Origin of the sequence: Bradyrhizobium sp. MOS001, assembly GCF_004634465.1 — a bacterium.
Lineage (GTDB): Bacteria > Pseudomonadota > Alphaproteobacteria > Rhizobiales > Xanthobacteraceae > Bradyrhizobium > Bradyrhizobium barranii.
The window spans coordinates 1-21356 of record NZ_SPVJ01000025.1 but is presented as its reverse complement, the minus strand read 5'-3'; the positions used below and the strand labels follow the sequence as shown (position 1 = coordinate 21356).

Sequence of the window (21356 nt, the reverse complement as noted above, 5' to 3'; positions counted from 1 at the left end):
GCTTGGCTGTTCCATGGAATGGCCGGGCGGCTCGGAGACATGTCCGGGCGGATCAAGGGGAGAGGGATGTCGGAGGCGGACGCGGCGGAATTGTTGAAGGCGATGGTGCCGCTGTTCAGGATCCGTCCAATATTCGAGGATTCCTGCAAGTTCGGCGGCAGCTGGGAGTCGCTACACGCGCCGAACGGCAAGGGATGGGCGCAATTCCACATGGTTACGCGCGGCGCTTGCGTGGTCGAGCGGCCGGGCCTGGGCCCGCGGCGGCTGGAAGCCGGAGATATCCTCTTGCTGCCGCACGGCGACAGTCACGCGGTTCGCAGCCGGACGGGCGGCGCCGTCGGGCGTGTTACGACCGACGTCCGAAATGGCGTCCGCCAGCGCGCAACGGTCGAGGCCGAGGTCGATACCGAACTGCTGTGCGGCCGTTTCCTGTTCGAAACGTCGGATGAAAACCCGCTGATTGCGGCCCTTCCCGACGAGATCATCCTGCGCACGGCGGAGGAGCCGCTGCTGGAACGGTTTCGGCGCCTGCTGATCGACATCCGCGAAGAGCTGGACGCTGGACGGGTTGGATCGGAAGTGGTCGCGGCCGACCTTGCGAGGGCGTTGTTCGTGATGATGCTCCGCGACCATCTTTCGGACGATGCCTCCGGGAACGGGACGGTGTCGCTGTTGCGCGACCGCATGACGGCCCGTGTGGTGTCGGCGATCCTCAACGATCTCGCCCGGGACTGGACGCTCGACGACATGGCGGCGGTGGCGATCGCCTCGCGCGCGACGCTGGTGCGCGCTTTTCAAAAGCGCGCGGGGGTCGCGCCCATGACGTTCCTGTCCGATCTGCGATTGACGGTCGCGCGCAAGCGGCTGGCCGGCACCTCCGATCCGATCGCGAAGATCGCCGGCGAGGTCGGTTATGCGTCCGAAGGCGCGCTGAGCAAAGCCATCATGCGCAGATACGGCATGCGACCCGGCGCTTTGAGGGAGCCGGGTCCTCGCGCGCCGGTTGTCAAACCCGATACCAGCTCCCCAGATTCCAGGTCGTGACGTCCCAGCCCGAGATGTCGGCCATGAGGCTATTGACGCCGGCGCCGACGATGTTGCGGGAGAGCAGCGGCACGAGAATATTGGCTTCGCAGAAGATCTCGTTGACCTTGATCAGGAGCGCGGCGCGCTTGACCGGATCGAGCTCCTGCTGCGCGGTCTTGTAGGCCTTGTCGGCCTCGGGATCGGACCAGCGCGAGATGTTGCGGCCGAGCCACTTGTTCTCCTTGTTGGCGATCTCCCAGGAGACGCACTGGTTCAAGAACCGCTCCGGATCGGGCTGCGGCTGCGTCGTGTTGTACATCTCCATGTCGCAATAGAGTTTCGAGTAGGTGTCGGGATTGCCGACGTCAGACGAGAAGAACACCGATGCGGTCACCGACTTCAGCTCGATGTCGATACCGGCCTTCTGGCAGGCCTGCTTGATGATGGCCTGCGTCTTCTGGCGCGGGGCGTTGATCGAGGTCTGGAAGACGTATTTGAGCTTCTTGCCGTCCTTCTCGCGGATGCCGTCCGCGCCCCGCTTCCAGCCGGCCTCGTCGAGGATTTTGTTCGCCTTGTCGACGTCGAACGCGTAGGTCAGCTTGCCCGACTTGAATTGCTGGGGCTGGTTGACGAAGCTTGCCGTAGCGATGCCGCCGCGGCCGTAGATGAATTTCTGGATCGCCTCGCGATCGATCAGGAGGTTGAACGCCTGGCGGACGACCGGATCGGACAGCGTCGGGTGCTTGGTCTTGACGCTGGAGCGCTCGCCGTCGACCTCGGTCCACGGGTCCGTCGTGTTGAGGATGATGAACTCGACGTTGCCGGACGGCGTGATGTCGACCCTGCCTTTGCCGCTGGCCTCCATACGCTTGAGGACCTCCTCCTCCACCAGCAGGTTCCAGGCATAGTCGTACTCGGCGGTCTGGAGCACCGTGCGCGCCGCGGAGACCGCGTCGCCGCCGCCCTTGACCTCGAGCGTGTCGAAATGCGGCTGGTTCTTGACGTGATAGTCGGGGTTGCGTTCGGCCCGGATCAGGTCGCCCGGCTTGAACTCGACGAATTTGTACGGGCCGGTGCCGACCGGCTTGAGATTGCCCGGCGCCTCGCGCGACTTCGCGCCGGCATAGTCGCCGAAATGGTGCCTCGGCAGGATCTGGCCGACCGAGCCGACGAAGGGGTCGGCCCAGAACGGCGTCGGGGCCTTGAACAGCACCTTGACCGTGTGGTCGTCGATCTTCTCGACGGTGATGTCCTTGTAGGATCCCGTGCTGTAGGCGGCGGTCGCGAGGTCCGCCGCATAAGCCCAGGTGAAGACAACGTCGTCGGCGGTGAAGGGCTTGCCGTCATGCCACTTCACGCCCTGCTTCAGCTTCCAGATGACGCTCATGCCGTCGGCTGCGAGGCTCCCGTTCGCCTTGGTCGGAATCTCGGCGGCGAGGCAGGGGATGAGGTTGCCGTCCTTGTCCCAGCCGGCCAGCGGCTCGAAGAAGATGCGCGAGGCGATCTGATCCTTGGTGCCGATGGCGAAATGCGGATTGAGCAGGGTGGGGGCCTGCCACAGCAGGATCTTGAGCGGGCCGCCGCCGCCGGCCTTGGTCGGCTTGTATGGCAGCGTGGCATCCGCCATCGCGACGTTGTTCCAGAGCAGGATCTGGCTCGCGACCGGCGCGGCGATCCCGGCCGCAGCCATGGTCCGGATGAACGAGCGTCGCGACAGCGTGCCTTGCTTCACCTCCGCGATGGATTTGCGAATCTCGTCTTCGTTCATCGAATGACCCCCACCTCGAAGAAAAATCGTCTTCGGCACCCCATCATGTTGCATCATGCACGAGGCGGCAATGCCGGCGAGGCCGCAAGGCCCTGCGACGAAATGGCGAACGTGGAGATGGGCAGCTTCTGCCGGGACATTGTTGCCGGCGTGAAGGGGATGCCGGCCGGATTTCGCGATAAGCCCTTGATGGCAATGAGGCTCTCATCTGGCATGCGCATTGCACGCAAAGCGTGCGTTCGCAATGACAGTGGAGTGCGGGTATGAGCGTCAGCAGCATGAGCAGCATCGGTGGAACCGAATCGCTGTCGCACTATTCACCGGCATCGGCCGCAGCTTCCGTCTATGCCTCGCAAGCAAGTTCGTCCGGTCGCAGCAGCCAGCTCGACGCGAGGAGCTGAGCAACACGCAGGCCGCCCTGAGGCTAGCGCCCCTTCGCAAGCGCCAGCGCAGCATCCACCGCGTTTTCGAGAATCTCCTCCGACAATTGCCTGTCGCTCACCGCGCGCGACAATTGCAGCGCGCCGACCATGGTGGCGTAGGCCGCGATGGCGCGGCGGCGCCGCTCCGCCGGCGTGCCCTCAGACATTTGCGCTGCCATCAGCGCGAGGATGTCGGACATCTTGCCGGTGAAGGCCTCGCGCGTCGCCTTCGGATGCCGCGCGATCTCGGAGACGAGGGCCGCGGTCGGGCAACCGGTCGCCGCGCGATCGCGATGCTTGGGCGAGAGATAGTCGCGGATCACGGTCTCGAGCGCGACGCCGTTTTCGAGATTGTCCCTGTGCCGCTGCTCGCGCCGCTCCAGCGCGTCGAGCAGCACCGCGCGCACCAGATCCTCCTTGGAGGCGAAGTGCGTGTAGAAGGCGCCGTTGGTCAGGCCCGCTTCCGCCATGATGCCGGCGAGGCCCACCGCGGCGATGCCGCTCTCGCGGAACTGCGAGGATGCGACATCGAGAATGTGCCGCCGCGTCGTGTCCCTGTGTCCCTTGTCATAGCGCGCCAATTCCGCCTCCTGCGAACCCGCCGCCCCCTATGCCACAAAATCGTGAGGTCTGTCCTATTGCATTACGTTCATACTAATACATTATGATCATAATGCAATGGGCGCCGACCGGGCGGTCCGAGGGAACCACAGGATCGAACCATGTCCGTCGAGAATGCCGCCGCGCCGGCCTTGTCCGCCGCGCCATTCGTGGCCCACACCGCGGCGCCGCTTCGCCAGGCGGCTACGCCCGCACCAAGCGCGGCTGAGCAAAGACGCGCCGCGCTCCTGACCGCGCCGATCTTGCCGACGCTGCTCAAGCTCGCGCTGCCGACCGTGACCGTCCTGGTGGCACAGACCGCCGTCAACATCGCAGAGGCTTATTACGTCGGCTATCTCGGCACCGATGCGCTCGCCGGCGCCGCGCTGGTGTTCCCGATCTTCATGCTGATGACCATGATGTCGAATGGTGGGTTCGGTTCCGGCGTTGCGTCCTCGGTGGCGCGCGCGGTCGGTGCCGGCCGCCGCGCTGACGCCGAGGCGGCGCTGTTTCATGCCGTGGTGCTCGCCATCATTGCCGGCGGCGTGTTCACGCTCGGCGTCGTCCTCGGTGGTCCGCATCTCTATCGTGCCCTCGGCGGCACCGACGGTGCGCTTAGCGCTGCCACCACCTATTCCAACTATCTGTTCGCCGGCGCCATTCCGGTGTGGATCGTCAACCTCCAGGCTGCCGCGCTGCGCGGCGCCGGCAACGTCAAAGTGCCGGCCCTGGTGACGCTGGTCGGCGCCATCGTGACCATTCCGGTCTCGCCGGCACTGATCTTCGGGTTCGGGCCGATCCCGCGACTCGGCATCGGCGGCGCCGGCATAGCCTTCGGCCTCTATTACGGCGCGGCGATGCTGTTCCTGCTGCGCTACATGTCGACGGGCGCGACTGGCTTGAAGCTGCACATCGTGCCGTTGCGCGCAAAAATCTTCGGCGACATGCTGAAGGTCGGCGTCCCCACCGCGTTCAACGCGGTGCTGACCAACCTCACCGTCATTCTCGTCACCGGCGCGGTCGGCCTGTTCGGCACCTCCGCGCTCGCCGGCTACGGCATCGCCTCGCGGCTCGACTACATCATGATCCCGCTGCTGTTCGGGATCAGCACGGCGACGTTGACCATGGTCGGCGTCAACATGGGCGCGGGCCAGACCGCGCGGGCACGAGAGATCGGCTGGATCAGCGGCGTGGTCGGCACGATCATGACCGGCACGATCGGCTTGCTGGTTGCGATCTTCCCGACGGCCTGGCTGCACCTCTTCAGCCATGACGCGGACGTCGTCAGCGAGGGCATGACCTATTTGCGCATCGTCGCGCCGGCCTATGCCGCGCTCGGCTTCGGTTTTGTCAGTTCGTTCGCGGTGCAAGGCACCGGCCGAGCGATGGGGCCGCTCGCTTCGTCCTTCGCGCGCATCCTGATCGCGGCTGGGGGCGGCTGGATCGCGGTGGCGAGCTTTGGCGCGGGCATGGCGGGTCTCGCCACCATGGTCACGGCCTCGCTCGCCGCCTATGCCGCGATCTGCGTCCTGATCATGCTGTCACCGTGGACGTGGCGCTCCGAGTAAACAGGTATCACTGGATGCCGGCAGCGCCGACAGCAGCAGCAGATTGCTCAGCCACTTGAGCGGCGACGCGTTGATCAGCTTCATCGTCAGGACGACGCCGGAATTGAACGGCACGCCCTGGAGCAAGGGATAGAGCCTTCGAGGCGGTTCCGGCTGGCGAACTTCGGGGCGGCGAGGCCGGTCATGACTAAACTCCTTGCTGATCTTGCCGCCAATCTCGCATCCGGAGTGACACTTTGCCGTGATGCCCATCACGCTTGCGCAACGCGCCCCATGACCTGCGAATTCGTTTCCTATTTTGCGCCGAATGGAGAAGGTGTTCCTCGTAACAGGCCGGCAATATGGATTTTCATTTCATTGATTTCGCCTCGCGGAGAAGCGAATACGGTTCCAATCATTTTCGCCGAGTTTTGGAGACCAAGATGTCGTTTCGCCTCCCCCTGATCCTCGCAACCGCGCTTGCCGCCTGGTCGGCCGCAGCAACCGCCGAGACCATCAAGATCGGTGTGACGCCGGGCCCGCATGCGCAGATCTTCGAGGCGGTGAAGCCGATCGCCGCCAAGCGGGGCCTCGACATCCAGCTGATCGAGTTCTCCGACTACGTCGTGCCGAATGCCGCGCTCGATGCTGGTGAGATCCAGGCCAATTCGTTCCAGAACCAGCCTTATCTCGACAACCAGAAGGCCGACCGCGGCTACAAGATCGAATCCGTCGGGCTGACCGTGAACTTCCCGATCGGTGTCTATTCGAAGAAGCACAAGGCCTTCGCCGATATCCCCGAGGGCGGCAAGGTCTCGATCCCGAACGATCCGACCAATGGCGGCCGCGTACTGCTGCTGCTGCGCGACAAGGGCGTGATCAAGCTGAAGGACGGCACGGGCTTCAAGCCGACGGTGCTCGACGTCACCGAGAATCCCAAGAAGCTGAAATTCATCGAGGTCGATGCGGCGCAGGCGCCGCGCGCGCTCGACGATGTCGATGCCGCCGCGATCAACACCAATTATGCAACCCAGGCGGGCCTTGATCCCGTCAAGGATCCGATCCTGCGCGAGGACCCGAAGGGACCCTACGTCAACCTGATCGCGGTACGTGCCGCCGACAAGGACAAGCCCTGGGTCAAGATCCTCGTGGACAGCTACCACACGCCCGAGGTGAAGGAGTTCGTCCTGACCAAGTTCAAGGGCGCGGTGTTGCCGAGCTGGTAGGCAATCTGCCTAGCCAAGGTCCAGCGCGGGGCGATCCGGCGGGCAGCCTTGCGCAATGCCCGCTTGTCTGGAGCTGCGGCAACCGACATCATCGGGGCCCATCCTCGCCCGACAGGGGTCGTATGAAACGCTTTGCAAACCTGAAACGACTGGGGTTCTTCACGCGGCTCCTCGATGAAGCCCCGCCAGCGGAGCGCTACCGCTTCGCCGCCGAGCAGATCGTGCGCGCTGAGAAAGCGGGCCTCGATTCCGCGTGGATCGCGCAGCATCATTTTCACGAACGCGAGGGCGGCCTGCCGTCGCCCTTCACTTTCCTCGGCTACGTCGCGGCGCAAACCTCGCGCATCCGTCTCGGCACCGGCATCGTCACGCTGCCGCTGGAGAACGCGGTGCGTGTGGCGGAAGATGCCGCCGTGCTCGATCTGCTCTGCAACGGCCGCTTCGAGCTCGGCGTCGGCACCGGCGGCAATCCGTCGGCCTTTGCCGCCTTCGGCCTCGACAGCGCCCAACGCAACGAGATCTTTGCCCGCAATCTGGACGTGGTCCGCACCGCCCTGGTCGGCAAGCCGCTCACCGGCGGCGATACGCTGTATCCGCAGCGGCCCCAATTGGACAAGCGGATCTGGCAGGCGACGTTCTCGGTCGCCGGTGGTGCGCGCGCGGGCAAGGCCGGCGATGGCTTGCTGCTGTCGCGCACCCAGCCCCGGACCAAGGAGGCGCCGAAGGCCACGCTCGCCGAGATCCAGAATCCGGTCATCGATGCCTATCTCGCAGCGTTGCCGCCGGGATGCGAGCCCCGGATCATGGCCTCGCGCAGCGTCTTCGTCGCCGACGACCGGACTGAAGCGATGCGCCTTGCCGACATCGGGCTGCGTCGCGCACTGCCGCAGTTCCTCAAGGGCGGTCACGCCAGGCCTGGCGAGACGCTGGAGGAGATGATCATCGCATTCGACACCCATGTCGGTGCGGCCGACGACGTCATCGCCTCGCTCCGCGCCGATGCCACGCTGGAGCGGGTGACCGACCTCGTCTTCCAGGCGCATTCGGTGGACGCGCCGCATCCTCATATCCTGCGCTCGATCGAGCTTGTCGCCGAGAAAGTCGCGCCGGCACTGGGCTGGGCCCGGACGGCGGCTGACGTGGCTCTGGCGGGCTGATCGGAGCGAACATGATCGCGTTGCACGAGGCTGAATGATGGCTACGAAAGATATCATCGACACGCTCGCCGGGATCGAACCGGGCACGGCTCTGGATGGCATTCGCGGACGCCGCCTGCAGGCGCGCGAGAATGCGCAGAAGAGCTATCTCTCACTGTTCGAGCCGATCGACGCCGCCGATTTTTCGCTTGTCGAGCGCGCCGCAGTCGCGCTCTTCGTGATCGGCCTTCACCGCGAGCCCACCATGGCTGCCTTCTACCGGGCGAAGCTCGCGGCGACCGCCGATGGTGCGCGCCTGGCCGAGGCGATCGAGGTCGAAGTTGCTCGCGGCGAGACGTCAGGCCCGTACGGTGCGTATCCGGCTGGACCGCTGTCAGCCGAGAACGCGGCCGGCCCGATCTATCGCGTGAGCGCGGAGGGCAAGCCCGTTCTTGGCGCCAGGCTCGCCGCGGCGCTGGAGCATGCGCATCTGCTGGTGTTCCGCCCGCGCGATGCCGCGTCCGCTGACATGAAGGCGCTGCTGGCCGCCGGCTGGTCCGACACCGGCATCGTCACCTTCTCTCAGCTCGTCGCGTTCCTGTCGTTCCAGGTGCGCGTCGTCACGGGCCTCCGCGTGCTCGGCGCCTCGCTGGGCACCGCAAGCGCTGCGGCCGGCGCGTAAGGAGACTGCATCATGAACGCTGCAAACAATGTCAATCCGCCCGTCGTCTTCACCCAGGACGAGCTCGGCTGGGTGTCGTGGATCGACCCGCTGCCCGAAGCCGAATTGACCGAGCGGCATTTCGCGGGCCTGGTCGATCGCTCCCGTGCCAAGTCCGAATACTTCCGCCTTCTCGTGCGTGATCCCGAGGTGCTCGAAGCCCGCACCAAGACCGACAAGGATATCTTCTACAACGTCGCCGACGGCCTGCCGCGCGCCGAGCGCGAGCTCGCGGCGGCCGCGACGTCGCGCTACAACGGCTGCATCTATTGCGCCTCTGTGCATGCGCGTTTCGCCACCACCTATTCCAAGCGCCGTGACGACGTGCAGCGGCTGCTCGACGAAGGCGTCAAGGCCGACCTCGGCGAGCGCTGGAATGCGGTGGTCAAGGCCTCGGTCGCGCTGGCCGCGACGCCGATTGCCTTCGGGCCTGAGAATATCGCGGAGCTGCGCCGCGCGGGCCTCGACGACGCCGAGATCGTCGACGTCATCAACGGCGCCTCGTTCTTCAACTGGGCGAACCGACTGATGCTGTCGCTCGGTGAGCCCTCGAAATAGGCGATCTCACCGGCACAAGAATTGCTGCTTGTTTCAACACTGGATGGAGCCGTGCATGAGCAACATCGATCGTCGTACCCTGGTCAAGGGCTCGCTCGCCGCCATGATGGCGGGAGCGGCCGGTTCGCGCGGCGCCTTTGCGCAATCCTCCGAGCCGATCCTGCTCGGCGTCAGCGGCCCCCTGACCGGGCCGAACGCGCAATATGGTACGCAGTGGAAGCAGGGCTTCGACCTCGCGCTGGACGAGATCCAGGCGGCTGGCGGCATCAACGGCCGCAAGCTCACCTACAATTTCGAGGACAGCCAGAGCGATCCGCGCCAGTCGGTGGCGATCGCGCAGAAATTCGTCTCCGATCCCCGCATCGTCCTTGAGCTCGGCGACTTCTCCAGCCCGGCCTCGATGGCGGCCTCGCCGATCTATCAGCGCGCGGGCCTGGTGCAATTCGGCTTCACCAACTCGCATCCTGACTTCACCAAGGGCGGCGACTTCATGTGGAGCACCTCGGTCAGCCAGGCCGACGAGCAGCCGCTGTTGGCGTCCTATGCCGTGAAGCGCCTTGGCCTGAAGAAGCTTGCAGTGCTGCACCTCAACACCGATTGGGGCCGCACCAGCCGCGACTATTTCGTCAATGCTGCCAAGGAATACGGCGCGGAGATCGCGGTCACCGAGGGCTATATTGCCGAGGAGCGCGACTTCCGCTCTACCCTGGTGCGCGTCCGCGACGCCAACCCAGACGGCTTGATCCTGATCTCCTACTACTCCGACGGCGCGCTGATCGCGCGTCAGGCGCGACAGGTCGGGCTCAAGCAGGTGATCTGCGCGGCAAGCTCGGTCTACTCGCCGAAATTCCTGGAGCTGGGCGGCGAGGCCGTCGAGGAGGTCCATGTCGGCACGCGCTACTTCCCGGAAGACCCGCGGCCCGAGGTGCAGAAGTTCATCGCCGGCTTCAAGAAGAAGTACAACGGGCTCGAGCCGGACGCGTTCAACGCTTACGCCTATGATGCGATGAACATGGCGGCTGCTGTGGTGAAGATCGGCGGCACCGACCGCAAGGCGGTCCGCGACGCCTTCACCAAGGTCAAGGACGTCCCGAGCGTGATCTTCGGCGCCGCGACGTTCGACGTCGCGACGCGCCGCGTCAAGGGCGCCATGAACGCCGAGCTCGTCGTGCGCAAGGGCCAGTTCGCGCTCTGGGACGGCAAGCCGACCTGAAGTGATGGCCGGAGCCGCCGCTCCGGCTGCTTTCCTCTCTACGCGGGGGCAACTGCGTGTCTTCCTGGCTCGACTACACGATCAACGGGCTGATCGTCGGCAATGTCTACGCGCTCGTTGCGGTCGGGCTTGCGTTGATTTTTGGCGTCAGCCGGCTGATCAACTTTGCCCAGGGCTCGATCTATCTCGTCGGCGCCTATATCGGTTGGGTCGCGGTGGTGCAGCTGCATACGCCGCTGCCGCTCACCATCATCGTGGTCGCGGTGGCGGCCGCGATCGTCGGACTGATCATCGAACGGTTCGGCCTGCGTCCGCTCCAGAACTCCGTGCGCATCGCGCCGTTGCTCGCGACCATCGGCATCAGCTTCGTGCTCGATCAGCTGGTGATGCTGACCTTCTCGCCGAACCCGCGCGCGCTGCCGAGCCAGCTGCCTGACGTGCGCTTCCAGGTCGGCGGCGGCACGATCGGACCTCTTGATCTCCTGATCGCCGGTGTCGGCCTCACCAGCGCGCTGCTGCTGTTCGTGTTCCTGCGCTACAGCAAGCTCGGCTGGGCGGTGCGCGCCACCGCGCAGGACCGCGATGCCGCGATGCAGATGGGCGTCGACGTCAACCGCGTCAATCAGGCCGTATTTGGCATTGCGGCTGCGCTCGGCGGCGTCTCCGGCCTGCTGGTCGGCATGTACTACAACCAGATCGACACCGCGATGAGCCTGCAGGCGACGCTGAAGGGCGTCGTTGCGGAAGTGGTCGGGGGTGCCGGCAACGTGCCGGGCGCCGTGATCGGCAGCTTGTTGCTCGGGCTGGTCGAGAGCTACGGCGTCGCCGTGTTCGGCACGAGCTACCGCAATCTGTTCGCGTTCCTGCTGCTGGTCGTCGTGCTCGTGCTGCGTCCGAACGGCCTGTTCGCCAGCGCGCGGCAGGCGCCACCCGAGCCGCTCACCGGCACCTTCATCGCGCCGAGCCGCCCGGTGCGGATTTCGCGTTGGGCGCTGCTGGTTGCCGCCGGCGTGTTCGCGATCCTGCCGTTCTTCCCGGTGTCCTTCTACGTGCTCCAGACCCTGATCAACGCCTGGCTGCTCGGCATGCTCGCGCTCAGCCTGACGCTGGTTGCGGGCACGGTGGGGCAGGTCTCGCTCGGACATGCCGCGCTGCTCGCGATCGGCGCCTACACCTCTGCGCTGCTGTCGCTGACCCTCAACGTCCCCGTCGGCCTCGCCATCATCGCCGGCGGCCTGATGAGTGCCGCGCTCGGCACGGCATTGATCTCGCCGTCGTTCCGCCTGCGCGGGCATTACGTGTCGATCGCGACGCTGGCCATCGGCGAGATCGTGTCGCTGGTGATTCTGAACTGGGAGAGCGTTACGCGTGGTCCGATCGGCATCTCCGGCATTCCGCCGCTGTCGCTGTTCGGCTACGATCTGGTCAGCCCGACCTCGATCTACTGGTTCAGCTTTGTCGTGATGGTCGTGCTGGCGCTGCTGCAGGGGCGCTTGCTCGGCTCGCATCTCGGCCGCAGTTTTCGCGCTATCCGCGACGATGACATCGCCGCGCGCGCCTATGGCCTCAGCCTGAACCGCTACAAGTCGCTGGCCTTCATCTTCGGCGGCTTCGCGGCCGGTGTCAGCGGCGGCATCGCCGCCCATCTCTATTCCTACATCAACCACGAGACCTTCAACACGCAGCAATCCATCCTGGCGCTGACCGTCGTCATCCTCGGCGGCCTCGGCAACGTCGTCGGCGCCATCGTCGGAGCGGTCGCGCTGGTCGGCTTGCCGGAGGTGTTCCGGATCGCGGCGGAGTATCGCATCCTGATCTACGGCATCGTGCTGCTGCTGCTCGTGCGGTTCAGGCCGCAGGGCCTGTTGGGAACGATATGATGGCAGAGCAGCACACACCCATGCTGTCCCTGCGCGGGCTGACGCGTCGCTTTGGCGGCCTGACCGCAGTGGATGCCATCGACCTCGATCTCGCCAGGGGTGAGCTCATCAGCATCATCGGCCCGAACGGTGCCGGCAAGACGACGCTGTTCAACCTCGTGACCGGGCTCGATCGGCCCGATGCCGGCAATGTCCGCTTCGAAGGGCAGGACATCACGGGTCTCTCGCCCGAACGGCTTGCTGCCGGAGGCATCGCGCGCACGTTCCAGCTCGGTCGCGTCTTCGGCAATCTCAGCGTCATGGACAACGTCCTGATCGGCGCGCATACGCGGCTGCGCGCGGTGAAGCCCGCGGTGCCAGTGATCGGCCCGCTGCTGGAATTGGGACTGGCGCTGTTGCGTCCGGCCAGCGTTAGGGACGAAGAGGAACGGCTGCGCGAGGAGGTGAAGGCTATTCTCGCTCGCTTCGGCGAGCGGCTGCTGCCACGGATCGACCAGCCGGCCTACAGCCTGTCCTATGCCAACCGCCGCCGCGTCGAGATCGCGCGCGCGCTTGCGCTGAAGCCGCGCCTGTTGCTGCTCGACGAGCCGACCGCCGGCATGAACCCGACCGAAACCACGGAGATGCAGGGCCTCGTCGCCGAACTGAAGGCCGAGGGGCTGACCATCCTCCTGATCGAGCACAAGCTTGAAATGGTGATGCGCCTCTCCGACCGCGTCATCGTCATGGACGAGGGCAAGAAGATAGCGGAAGGGCCGGGCGAAGTGGTGCGTGGCGATCCCAAGGTGATCGAGGCCTATCTCGGCCATGGCCTGTCGGAGACGCCGGAGCGGGAGAGCGTGGTATGACGACTGGCGCATCCGAGCCGCTGCTGGCGCTCTCGAACGTCAACACCTTCTACGGCCAGGCGCAGGTGCATTTCGACCTGTCGATCACGGTCGGCCGCGGCCATATCGTCTGCCTGCTCGGCGGCAACGCCAGCGGCAAGTCGACCACAATGAAGATCATCTTGGGCCTGGTGAAACCGCGCTCGGGTGACGTGACCTTCGACGGCGCCTCGCTGCTCGGGCTCACCACGCCGCAGATCGTCCGCCGTGGTATCGCCTCCGTGCCGGAGGCGCGGCGGTTGTTCGCGGACATGAGCGTGCGCGAAAACATCCTGATGGGCGCCTTCGTGCGCAACGACCGCGATGCGGTGGCGCAGGATCTCGACAAGATGCTGACGCTGTTTCCGAAACTTGGGCAGCGGCTGTCGCAGCGTGCCGGTTCGCTCTCCGGCGGCGAGCAGCAGATGGTCGCGATGGCGCGCGCGCTGATGAGCCGTCCCCGGATGATCGTGATGGACGAGCCGACCATGGGCCTGTCGCCGCTCTATGTCGACCGCGTGCTGGAGTTGATCCGCACCATCAACCAGGAAGGCGTGTCGGTCTTCATGGTCGAGCAGAACGCCAGCCTCGCCCTCGAGATCGCGCACGAGGCCTATGTGCTCCAGACCGGCAAAATCGTGCTCTCAGGCCCGGCGCGAGCGCTGAAGGACGACCCCCGCATCCGCGATGCCTATCTTGGTGGCTCCGAGGCCGCGTAGCTTGACCGCGGCCTGATGGTTCGCCCGGCGATGCAGAGCATCGTCCAGACGCCCGCTGCGCGGGCTCCTCCCCATGAGGGTCTGTTCGCAACGTGGCCGCGAATCCAGGCCTCATCCTGAGGAGCCCGCGCAGCGGGCGTCTCGAAGGATGGTTACAAGCATTCCTGCAAAGCGGCCCCCTGGAATTGCATTGGTTAGTGTGATCATTCTATGAAAAGATCATACCGTTGCCGCGAAGGGGCGTGCGAACGGAATGATTGTCGTGACGAAATGGTCCCTACGGGCGGTGGAGCCCGCCACCGTGTTGCTGTTCGGCGGGCTCATCGCCGCCAACGTCGCCGCATGGGCCTGGGCCTTCGCGGCGTTCGGTGACCGGCCGACGGTGATGGCGACCGCGCTGCTGGCCTGGGTGTTTGGCCTCCGCCATGCCGTCGATGCCGACCACATCGCCGCCATCGACAATGTCGTGCGCAAGCTGATGCATGCGGGCGGTGCGCCGCGCAGCGTCGGCCTCTATTTCGCCCTCGGCCATTCCACCGTGGTCGTGGCCGCGACCATGCTGCTGGCACTCGGCGTGGTGAGCCTCGGCGGCGACAGCCTGCTCAAGGATATCGGCGGCGTCATCGGCACATCGGTGTCGGCGCTGTTCCTGCTCGTGATCGCGGCCATCAATCTCGCCATCTTCGTCGGCCTGTGGCGGACGTTTCGCATCGCGCGCGCGCAGGGCATCCACGACGCCGCGCAGCTCGATGCGCTGCTGGCGAACCGTGGATTCCTGGCGCGCCTGCTCGGCCCGATGTTCCGCCTGGTGACAAAGCCGTGGCACATGCTCCCGCTCGGGTTCCTGTTCGGGCTCGGCTTCGACACCGCGACCGAGATCGGCCTGCTCAGCATCTCCGCGACCGAAGCCGCGCGCGGCGCTTCGCTCATCGATGTCATGGTCTTTCCCGCGCTGTTCGCGTCGGGCATGGCGCTGGTCGACACCGCCGACTCGGCGCTGATGGTCAGCGCCTATCGCTGGGCCTTCGTCGATCCCCTGCGAAAGCTCTGGTACAACCTCACCATCACCGGCGCCTCCGTCGCGGTGGCGCTGTTGATCGGCGGCATCGAGGCGCTCGGCCTGATCGCCGACCGGCTTGGCCTAACCGGTGGCGTGTGGACGCTGGTCGACGGCCTCAACGAGTCGCTCGCCAATGTCGGCTTCGCCGTGATCGCGCTGTTTGCGATCGCCTGGCTCGTTTCGGTCCTGCTCTATCGCCGCATGTTTGCGGGCGCCGCGTCCCGCGCGAATGTACTTCGGGGCGCCGATGCGACCGAGGCGGCCTGAGTCTGGCCGTCGTCGCGGAGCGTTGACGGCATTTTCGGCCATCATGCTTCTCGCGGATGACGGCAGCGCCTTCGCGCAGAGCAGTGGCGCCTCGCGCGAATTGCCGCCGATCGAGGTCTCGGGCGGCGAGACGAAGCCTCACAAGAGACTGCCCGCATCGCGGCGAGCCAGCAAGCCGGTCCCGGCCAATCGCGGTCACGTGGCTCAGCCGACGCAGGCTCCGGCCTCGGACGCCCGCAGCGTCGCCTCCGGCGCAAAGGGCCCGCCAGGCATGGCGAGCGAGATCACCGTTTCCGGCGATGAGGTCAACGCGCGCCCTTTCGCGCGACCTGGTGAGGCGCTCGAAGTCGTGCCCGGGTTGATCGTGACCCAGCATTCGGGCGAAGGCAAAGCCAACCAGTATTTTCTGCGCGGCTACAATCTCGACCACGGCACCGATCTCGCCATCTATGTCGATGACGTCCCCGTCAACATGCGCACCCACGCGCATGGCCAGGGCTATGCCGATCTCAACTGGCTGATCCCGGAAACCATCAGCGCGATGGATGTGCGCAAGGGGCCGTACTTCGCCGACGAGAGCGATTTCGCCTCTGTCGGCAGCGTGCGCATCGGCCTGATCGACCGTACCGAAAAGGGCCTCGCGCAGGTGACCGCCGGCAGCTTTGGCTATCGTCGTCTTCTCGGCATGGACTCAGCGAAAGTCGGTGACGGTTCGCTGCTCGTCGCCGGCGAGCTCGGCACCTACAATGGCCCCTGGGAAAATCCGGACAACGTGCGCAAGCTGAACGGTCTCGTGCGCTACAGCCGGGGCACCGCGACCGATGGCCTGACCATCACCGGCATGGCCTACGCGAACAAATGGAATTCGACCGACCAGGTGCCGCAGCGTGCGATCGCCGCCGGTTTTATCGACCGCTTCGGCTCGGAAGATCCGAGCGACGGCGGCAACACCAACCGCTTTGCGCTCTCGGGCCGCATCGCGCAGAGCGACGATGTGGGGTCGTGGAAGGCCAACGCTTATGTCGTGAAGAGCCAGCTCGACCTCTTCAACAACTTCACCTATTTCCTCCGCGATCCCGTGCTCGGCGACCAGTTCCACCAGCACGACGACCGCCTGATGGCGGGCGCCAACATCTCGCGCACGCTGAACGGGTCGTTCGCCGGACTGCCGATGCAGACCACGACTGGCATGCAATCGCGCTATGATTCGATCGATCTGGCGCTGAGCAACACGTTCCAGCGCGGCTTCCTCTCCAACATTCGGAGCGACAAGGTCGGCGAGGGCAGCGTCGGTGTTTATGCCGAAAACACCGTGCGCTGGACCGATTGGCTGAGGACCACTGTCGGCCTGCGCGGCGATTACTATGCGGCCGACGTCACCTCGCTGTTCAATGCCAACAATTCCGGCCGCACTGACGCCGCGCTCGGCAGCCCGAAATTCCGCATGGTGCTCGGCCCGTTCAACCAGACCGAATTCTTCTTCGGCGCCGGCACCGGCATGCACTCGAACGACGCGCGCGGTGCGACCACGACGGAAGATCCGAGCGATCCCGCCACGCGACTTACGCCGTCGCCGCTGCTGGTCCGCACCAGAGGCGCGGAGGTCGGCGTCCGCAGCAAGATCGTGCCCGGCCTCGACACCTCGTTCAGCCTCTTCATCCTCGACCAGGATTCCGAGATCCTGTTCTCGGGCGATGCCGGCGATACCTCGGCGACCCGCGCCAGCCGCCGCTACGGTTTCGAGTGGACTAATCATTATCGCCCGCGCTCGTGGATCGACATCGATGCCGATCTCGCCATGACGCATGCGCGCTTCCGCGGCACTGACAGCGAGCAGGCGGAGGTCTACGCCTCGCTCGCGGGTTATCCCGAGGCGCAGATCGGCAATGCGCCCGGCAACTACATTCCGAATGCGCCGGCGATGGTGGCATCGGCCGGCATCACGCTCGGCGAGAAGACCGGCTGGTTCGGGACTTTGCGCTGGCGCTATCTGGCGTCGAGCCCGCTGACCGAAGACAATGCGTTCCGCTCGTCCGCGACCAGCATCTTCAACAGCCGCCTCGGCTATCGCATCGACAATGGCTGGCGCATCCAGCTCGACGTGCTCAATCTTTTCAACACGCAGGCGAACCAGATCACTTATGCCTATGGCTCGCTGCTCAAGACCGACACGCTCTACAATCTCTGCACCAGCGGCGTCGCGCCGACGGCGGTCTGCCAGAACGGCGTGATGGATTACGTGCTGCACCCGGTCGAGCCGCTGACCTTTCGCCTGACTGTCGCCGGGACGTTCTAGGCGATCTCAAGCCGAGGCCGCGCTCGGAACCGGCTCCGCCGGCAGATCGTCGCCGTTGGGATCGCCCGGCGCGGTGGCCCAGGCCAGCTCCACCAGCGTCACGATCCGGCGCCCGCCGCCGTCGAGCTGGCAGACGATCAGGCCCTGCTCCTCCATATAGCCGAGCAGGCGCTGGGCGCGGCGCAGCGAATGCGAGCCGTAGGCACGCGCGATCGCGGCGTCGCCGGGGCAGGGCCAGCCTTCCTTCGCCGCGCGTGCGATCATCATGAACACGCCCTGCATGTCGTCGGGCAGGATAGAGGCGCGCAGCGACACGTCCTGCCAGACGTCGTCCTCGGCATGCTCGGCGCCGAGCCCGGCGCGCGCGCGTGTCAGCATGCGGCGGAATTCGTTCAGATCAGGCACCGCGGAGCCGAGGCCCTCGATGCGGCAGCGGACCACGAACTCCTGATAGAGCACGCCGACGGCGCGGAAGCCGGCATCGGGCTCGGCGAGCACGGCGCGAAGCGTACGATCGACGCGCTCGCGCCGCTCGGCGAGCTCCTCGGCGCTGATCGGCACCTCGGCCACCTCAGGCCGGATCTCCGGCGCGGCCGCCTTCGCGGCGCGGAGCTGCTCGAGCAGATCGGGCGCGGGCCGGCGCTGCGGGCGGCTGGCATCGGGCGGCGGTGCGGCCAGGATCACGGCGCGCATATCCTCGAGCGCGGCTTCCGGCATCGGCATCAGCCGCGGCGTGGAATTGCGCGCGTGGGTGTCGGTCGGGCCGATATGCAAACGCAGGGGGCGTCGCGACAGCGCCGGGCCGAGCGCCATGAACTGTCCGCGCTCGAGATCGCGAAAGGATTCGGCCTGCCGCCGCTCCATGCCGAGCAGGTCGGCGGCGCGCGCCATGTCGATGTCGAGGAAGGTCCGACCCATCAGGAAATTGGAGGCTTCCGCCGCGACATTCTTGGCGAGTTTTGCCAGGCGCTGGGTCGCGATGATGCCGGCGAGGCCACGCTTGCGGCCGCGGCACATCAGATTGGTCATCGCGCCGAGAGAGAGCTTGCGCGCCTCGTCCGAGACCTCGCCGGCGACCGCCGGCGCGAACAGCTGCGCCTCGTCGACCACCACCAGCATCGGGTACCAGTGATCGCGGTCGACGTCGAACAGGCCGCCGAGGAACGCCGCGGCACGCCGCATCTGGTTCTCGGCGTCCAGCCCTTCGAGATTGAGCACGGTGGAGACGCGATGCAGCCGCGCGCGCTCGCCGGCGACCTGAAGGCCGCGCTCGGTGTGATCCTCGGCCTCGATCACCAGATGGCCGAATTGCTCGGCCAGCGTGACGAAGTCGCCTTCGGGGTCGATGATGGCCTGCTGCACCCAGGGCGCGCTCTGTTCGAGCAGCCGCCGCAACAGATGCGACTTGCCGGAGCCCGAATTGCCCTGCACCAGGAGCCGGGTCGCCAGCAGTTCCTCGAGGTCCATGGCGGCCGCGGCGCCTGCCGTGGTCTGCCCCATCTCGATCGCAACTGTCATGTCCCCGACTCAAGTCCCCATCATTCGCGGAGTGGGGCTTATCAACCCGGCCGGGGCGCGTCGAGCGGCACCGTGCGAATCATGCGGTGTTGCCCACGGCGGAGTTCAGGCGTGATTCGATTGCCGTAAAAGTGCGGGCCGATAGGGCGCCTGCGGATCGTCGTCCTCGTTCTCGGGGATCGCACAGGAGCCGAATTCCTGCCGGATACGCTCGATCTCGGCGATGCGCTCGTGCAGCCGCTGCAGATGCTCGGGCGATGTCGCGCGCCAGAACCGGAAGGTGTCGGTGGTGAGCGGCAGGAACGCCGTTCCGAACAGCGTCGGCTCGGGAACGATGGTGCGTCCGAGCAGCAGGAACCGGTTCTCGCCGGAGACCACGAGGGTCGCGTAGCCGCGGTTACCGATCCGCCTGATCCCGTTCAGCGACCATTCGACGAGCTTGCTGAAATAAGGCTCCTCGCGCCAGCGATCGGGGCAGTGGTCGTCGACCGTCACGTTGACCGCGTCCTGGCTGAAATGCACGATGATGCCGGACGTCGCCGGAAACCACGCATCATCGAGATGACCTTGCAGCCAGGCGCAGACGAACGACCGGCACATCTGCGGGCGGCGGTCGTAGATGGTGCACCCGGTTCCCGTCTGCCAGTGTCTGCACAGCTGGTTCACCGGCTTGTCGACGGCGGCCACTTCAAGGATATCGCAGCAGGCGTTGCACGATCCGCACTGCCGGGTCAGCGGCGCCGTTTTCGGCAGGCCGGTCGCGCGAAAACCCTGGCCGTCGCGGACCAGGAGCTTTTGCTTCTCCAGCGTGCTCAGCGCGCGCTCGACCTTGAGGCGGGACAATCCGGTCGCGTCAACGATCCCCTTCATCGTCGTCGCGCCGGCCTCCACCGCGCGAGCGACCTGCAACGCCGTCTGATCCATCGTCTTCTACTTGTTCTTCAGCCCTTCGATCCGGCCATCGCGCTGCCCCGGAACCTGCGGAAATCGGCGCCCGCGTGACGGCTAGCAGTCGCATGTATGCGGGATTTACGCAAACGGACTGCTGAGCAGGATCGCCCGTATTGGGCCAAATTGTAAGCCCATGCTCAGGGGCGATCCGATCTGCATCGACAATTCGATCAGTGCAGGCCGGCGCGACCTATGACGGCAGCGCCGGCACGCTGCTACTGCGCGCTAGATCCGCCCTGCACGATCTTCTCGTTCAGCTTCAGGTCCACGGTCTCGACCGTGCGGTCGATCTCGGCATTGGGGGTGCCGAGCTGATGCGAGATCAGCTTCACCAGCAGGTCGACGCGCTCGATGAAGGGCGCGCCGCTCGCGACCGCGCGCGCGGCCGATGACGGCTTGAGCAGGCTCTCGGCGGCCTTGGCGTATTTCGCGAACGGCACCTGGTCCTGCGGATCGGCGCCGAGACGGCGGGCGATCGCGTCGACATGGTCGTAGATCGTCTGCGAGCGCGCGAGATCGCCGTGCACGGCGTCGCGGATCGACTGCGGCTCGTGCGGCGTGATGCAGCGATAGTTGCCGGTCAGCAGCATCGACCATTTCGCCAGCGGCACGAACAGCGAAGAGAACACTTTCAGCTTCACCGGCACGTCGTGACCGTCGAGCGTCACCGCGTCGATGTCGGCTTCGAGCTCGCGCAGCACCTTGTTGTGCTTCTCGTCGGCGAAGGCCGATGCCTTGAAATTCGTGGGCAGGCCGACATGAAGCACGTTGGCGGCTTCTTCCGGCGGACGGAAGGCCTGCGGGTCGGGCGAGCACAGCGTCACCAGGCCGGGCTCGAAGCGCTCCCACACCTGCGCATTGGTGTAGGCCTCCTCGAGATCCATGTCGGCGAGCGACGGGATGCGCTTCAGGTAGGGCAGCGGCGGCATGTTCATGATCGACAGGCACGGCAGCTTCGCCGCGGCGATCTTGACCATGAGAACGCGGACCGTGTGGTTGGTGTATTGCGGCTCCTGCATTGCCAGGCCGACCATGTCGTAGCGCGAGAGGTCGACATTGCCCGGCGTCACCGCGTCGAGCTTGCCGGGCAGGTCGCGCGAGAAGATCGCCCGGTGCACCGCCTCGTCGCGCAGCTTGATGCGCACCTCGGTACCGTCACGGTTGATCAGCTCAGCAGTCTTGGCGCGGCAGACCAGGGACACGTTATGGCCCGCCATCAGCAGCTTCGTGCCCAGCAGGGAACCCTAGGAAGCCCCGAGAATCAGGATGTTACGCGCCATATTCCGTCCCTTTGAAAATGTGTGTGATTTTTGAGCCCCAGCCCGTCATCCGCGGGCGAGTTGCCGGCATGTAAAGCGAAGTCCGCGGGGATGGCAACTGGGATAATGCATACAAGGCGGAAGGTGGACTGCCGGGCGGGTGCGGTGATCGGTCGCCCGGATGGAGCGCGGCCCGATCCGGCAACTGTTATGTCGGCTTGGCCTTCAGGTAGGGCTTCCTGTCGCGCATCATGGCGTTGAGGACCGTCAGCAGCTTCCTGGCGACGGCAATGAGGGCGAGTTTGGCTGGTTTGCCGGCCTGT

The 21356-nt window shown here is 65.8% G+C and carries 18 protein-coding genes and 1 pseudogene; 12 read left to right on the top strand and 7 right to left on the bottom strand.

From position 1 onward, the window contains the following. The first annotated feature begins 66 nt into the window (after nucleotides 1-66). Nucleotides 67-1044, top strand: coding sequence for an AraC family transcriptional regulator (locus tag CT676_RS26145; protein WP_167768161.1), 978 nt, complete (start codon nucleotides 67-69; stop codon nucleotides 1042-1044). On the opposite strand, the gene CT676_RS26140 is transcribed toward CT676_RS26145, so the two are convergent. Together CT676_RS26140 and CT676_RS26135 are read right to left on the bottom strand one after the other, a co-directional pair. Beyond that, entirely contained in the window at nucleotides 1007-2794 is a 1788-nt protein-coding gene (locus tag CT676_RS26140; protein WP_167768160.1) for a peptide ABC transporter substrate-binding protein, read from the bottom strand. The two genes, CT676_RS26145 and CT676_RS26140, sit on opposite strands and share 38 nt — an antisense overlap. Nucleotides 2795-3218: 424 nt before the next feature. Beyond that, entirely contained in the window at nucleotides 3219-3797 is a 579-nt protein-coding gene (locus CT676_RS26135; RefSeq protein WP_135215625.1) for a TetR family transcriptional regulator, read from the bottom strand. Between the two features lie 141 nt (nucleotides 3798-3938). Here CT676_RS26135 and CT676_RS26130 point away from each other — a divergent pair, with 141 nt between their 5' ends. Further along, nucleotides 3939-5384: an MATE family efflux transporter gene (locus tag CT676_RS26130; RefSeq protein WP_135215624.1), complete on the top strand. Its 1446-nt coding sequence runs from the start codon at nucleotides 3939-3941 to the stop codon at nucleotides 5382-5384. Here CT676_RS26130 and CT676_RS26125 read toward each other — a convergent pair. After that, the gene (locus tag CT676_RS26125; RefSeq protein WP_135215623.1) at nucleotides 5358-5636 is read right to left on the bottom strand and encodes a hypothetical protein; all 279 of its coding nucleotides are present in this window, start codon (nucleotides 5634-5636) and stop codon (nucleotides 5358-5360) included. The two genes, CT676_RS26130 and CT676_RS26125, sit on opposite strands and share 27 nt — an antisense overlap. 170 nt (nucleotides 5637-5806) lie before the next feature. Between CT676_RS26125 and CT676_RS26120 the strand changes: the two genes are divergently transcribed. The 10 genes from CT676_RS26120 (at nucleotide 5807) to CT676_RS26075 (ending at nucleotide 17305) form a co-directional block, all read left to right on the top strand. Further along, entirely contained in the window at nucleotides 5807-6589 is a 783-nt protein-coding gene (locus CT676_RS26120) for a MetQ/NlpA family ABC transporter substrate-binding protein (RefSeq protein ID WP_193560910.1), read from the top strand. Between the two features lie 122 nt (nucleotides 6590-6711). After that, entirely contained in the window at nucleotides 6712-7746 is a 1035-nt protein-coding gene (locus tag CT676_RS26115) for a putative FMN-dependent luciferase-like monooxygenase (protein ID WP_135215622.1), read from the top strand. Nucleotides 7747-7783: 37 nt separating this feature from the next. Continuing rightward, a complete protein-coding gene (locus CT676_RS26110; protein WP_167768159.1) occupies nucleotides 7784-8407 on the top strand; it encodes a CMD domain protein in 624 nt (207 codons plus the stop codon). Nucleotides 8408-8419: 12 nt separating this feature from the next. Next, on the top strand, nucleotides 8420-9004 hold the full coding sequence (locus tag CT676_RS26105; RefSeq protein WP_135215620.1) for an alkylhydroperoxidase domain protein: 585 nt from the start codon (nucleotides 8420-8422) through the stop codon (nucleotides 9002-9004). Between the two features lie 55 nt (nucleotides 9005-9059). Then, nucleotides 9060-10217 carry an ABC transporter substrate-binding protein gene (locus CT676_RS26100; protein WP_063981251.1) on the top strand — a complete coding sequence of 386 codons (1158 nt, stop codon included), beginning with the start codon at nucleotides 9060-9062 and terminating at the stop codon, nucleotides 10215-10217. Nucleotides 10218-10273: 56 nt separating this feature from the next. After that, nucleotides 10274-12097, top strand: coding sequence for an ABC transporter permease (locus tag CT676_RS26095; protein ID WP_135215619.1), 1824 nt, complete (start codon nucleotides 10274-10276; stop codon nucleotides 12095-12097). Then, nucleotides 12097-12945 (top strand): ABC transporter ATP-binding protein, encoded by an 849-nt coding sequence (locus CT676_RS26090; protein ID WP_167768158.1) that lies wholly within the window; start codon nucleotides 12097-12099, stop codon nucleotides 12943-12945. The genes CT676_RS26095 and CT676_RS26090 overlap by 1 nt, the downstream gene beginning before the upstream one ends. Further along, nucleotides 12942-13682: an ABC transporter ATP-binding protein gene (locus CT676_RS26085; RefSeq protein ID WP_063981254.1), complete on the top strand. Its 741-nt coding sequence runs from the start codon at nucleotides 12942-12944 to the stop codon at nucleotides 13680-13682. Before CT676_RS26090 ends, CT676_RS26085 begins: the two co-directional genes overlap by 4 nt. Before the next feature lie 253 nt (nucleotides 13683-13935). After that, entirely contained in the window at nucleotides 13936-15009 is a 1074-nt protein-coding gene (locus CT676_RS26080; protein ID WP_135215617.1) for a HoxN/HupN/NixA family nickel/cobalt transporter, read from the top strand. Next, a complete protein-coding gene (locus CT676_RS26075) occupies nucleotides 14990-17305 on the top strand; it encodes a TonB-dependent receptor (protein ID WP_135215616.1) in 2316 nt (771 codons plus the stop codon). The genes CT676_RS26080 and CT676_RS26075 overlap by 20 nt, the downstream gene beginning before the upstream one ends. A gap of 6 nt (nucleotides 17306-17311) precedes the next feature. Here the strand turns inward: CT676_RS26075 and CT676_RS26070 are convergent, their stop codons facing one another. The 4 genes and pseudogenes from CT676_RS26070 to CT676_RS26055 form a co-directional block, all read right to left on the bottom strand. Beyond that, entirely contained in the window at nucleotides 17312-18823 is a 1512-nt protein-coding gene (locus CT676_RS26070) for an ATP-binding protein (protein ID WP_135215615.1), read from the bottom strand. A 105-nt stretch (nucleotides 18824-18928) separates the two neighbouring features. Further along, entirely contained in the window at nucleotides 18929-19747 is an 819-nt protein-coding gene (locus CT676_RS26065; RefSeq protein WP_063981257.1) for a YkgJ family cysteine cluster protein, read from the bottom strand. Nucleotides 19748-19989: 242 nt separating this feature from the next. After that, on the bottom strand, nucleotides 19990-21012 hold the full coding sequence (locus CT676_RS26060) for a hypothetical protein (RefSeq protein WP_244623271.1): 1023 nt from the start codon (nucleotides 21010-21012) through the stop codon (nucleotides 19990-19992). A 229-nt stretch (nucleotides 21013-21241) separates the two neighbouring features. Then, nucleotides 21242-21356: pseudogene (locus CT676_RS26055) on the bottom strand (IS110 family transposase); the annotation flags it as partial.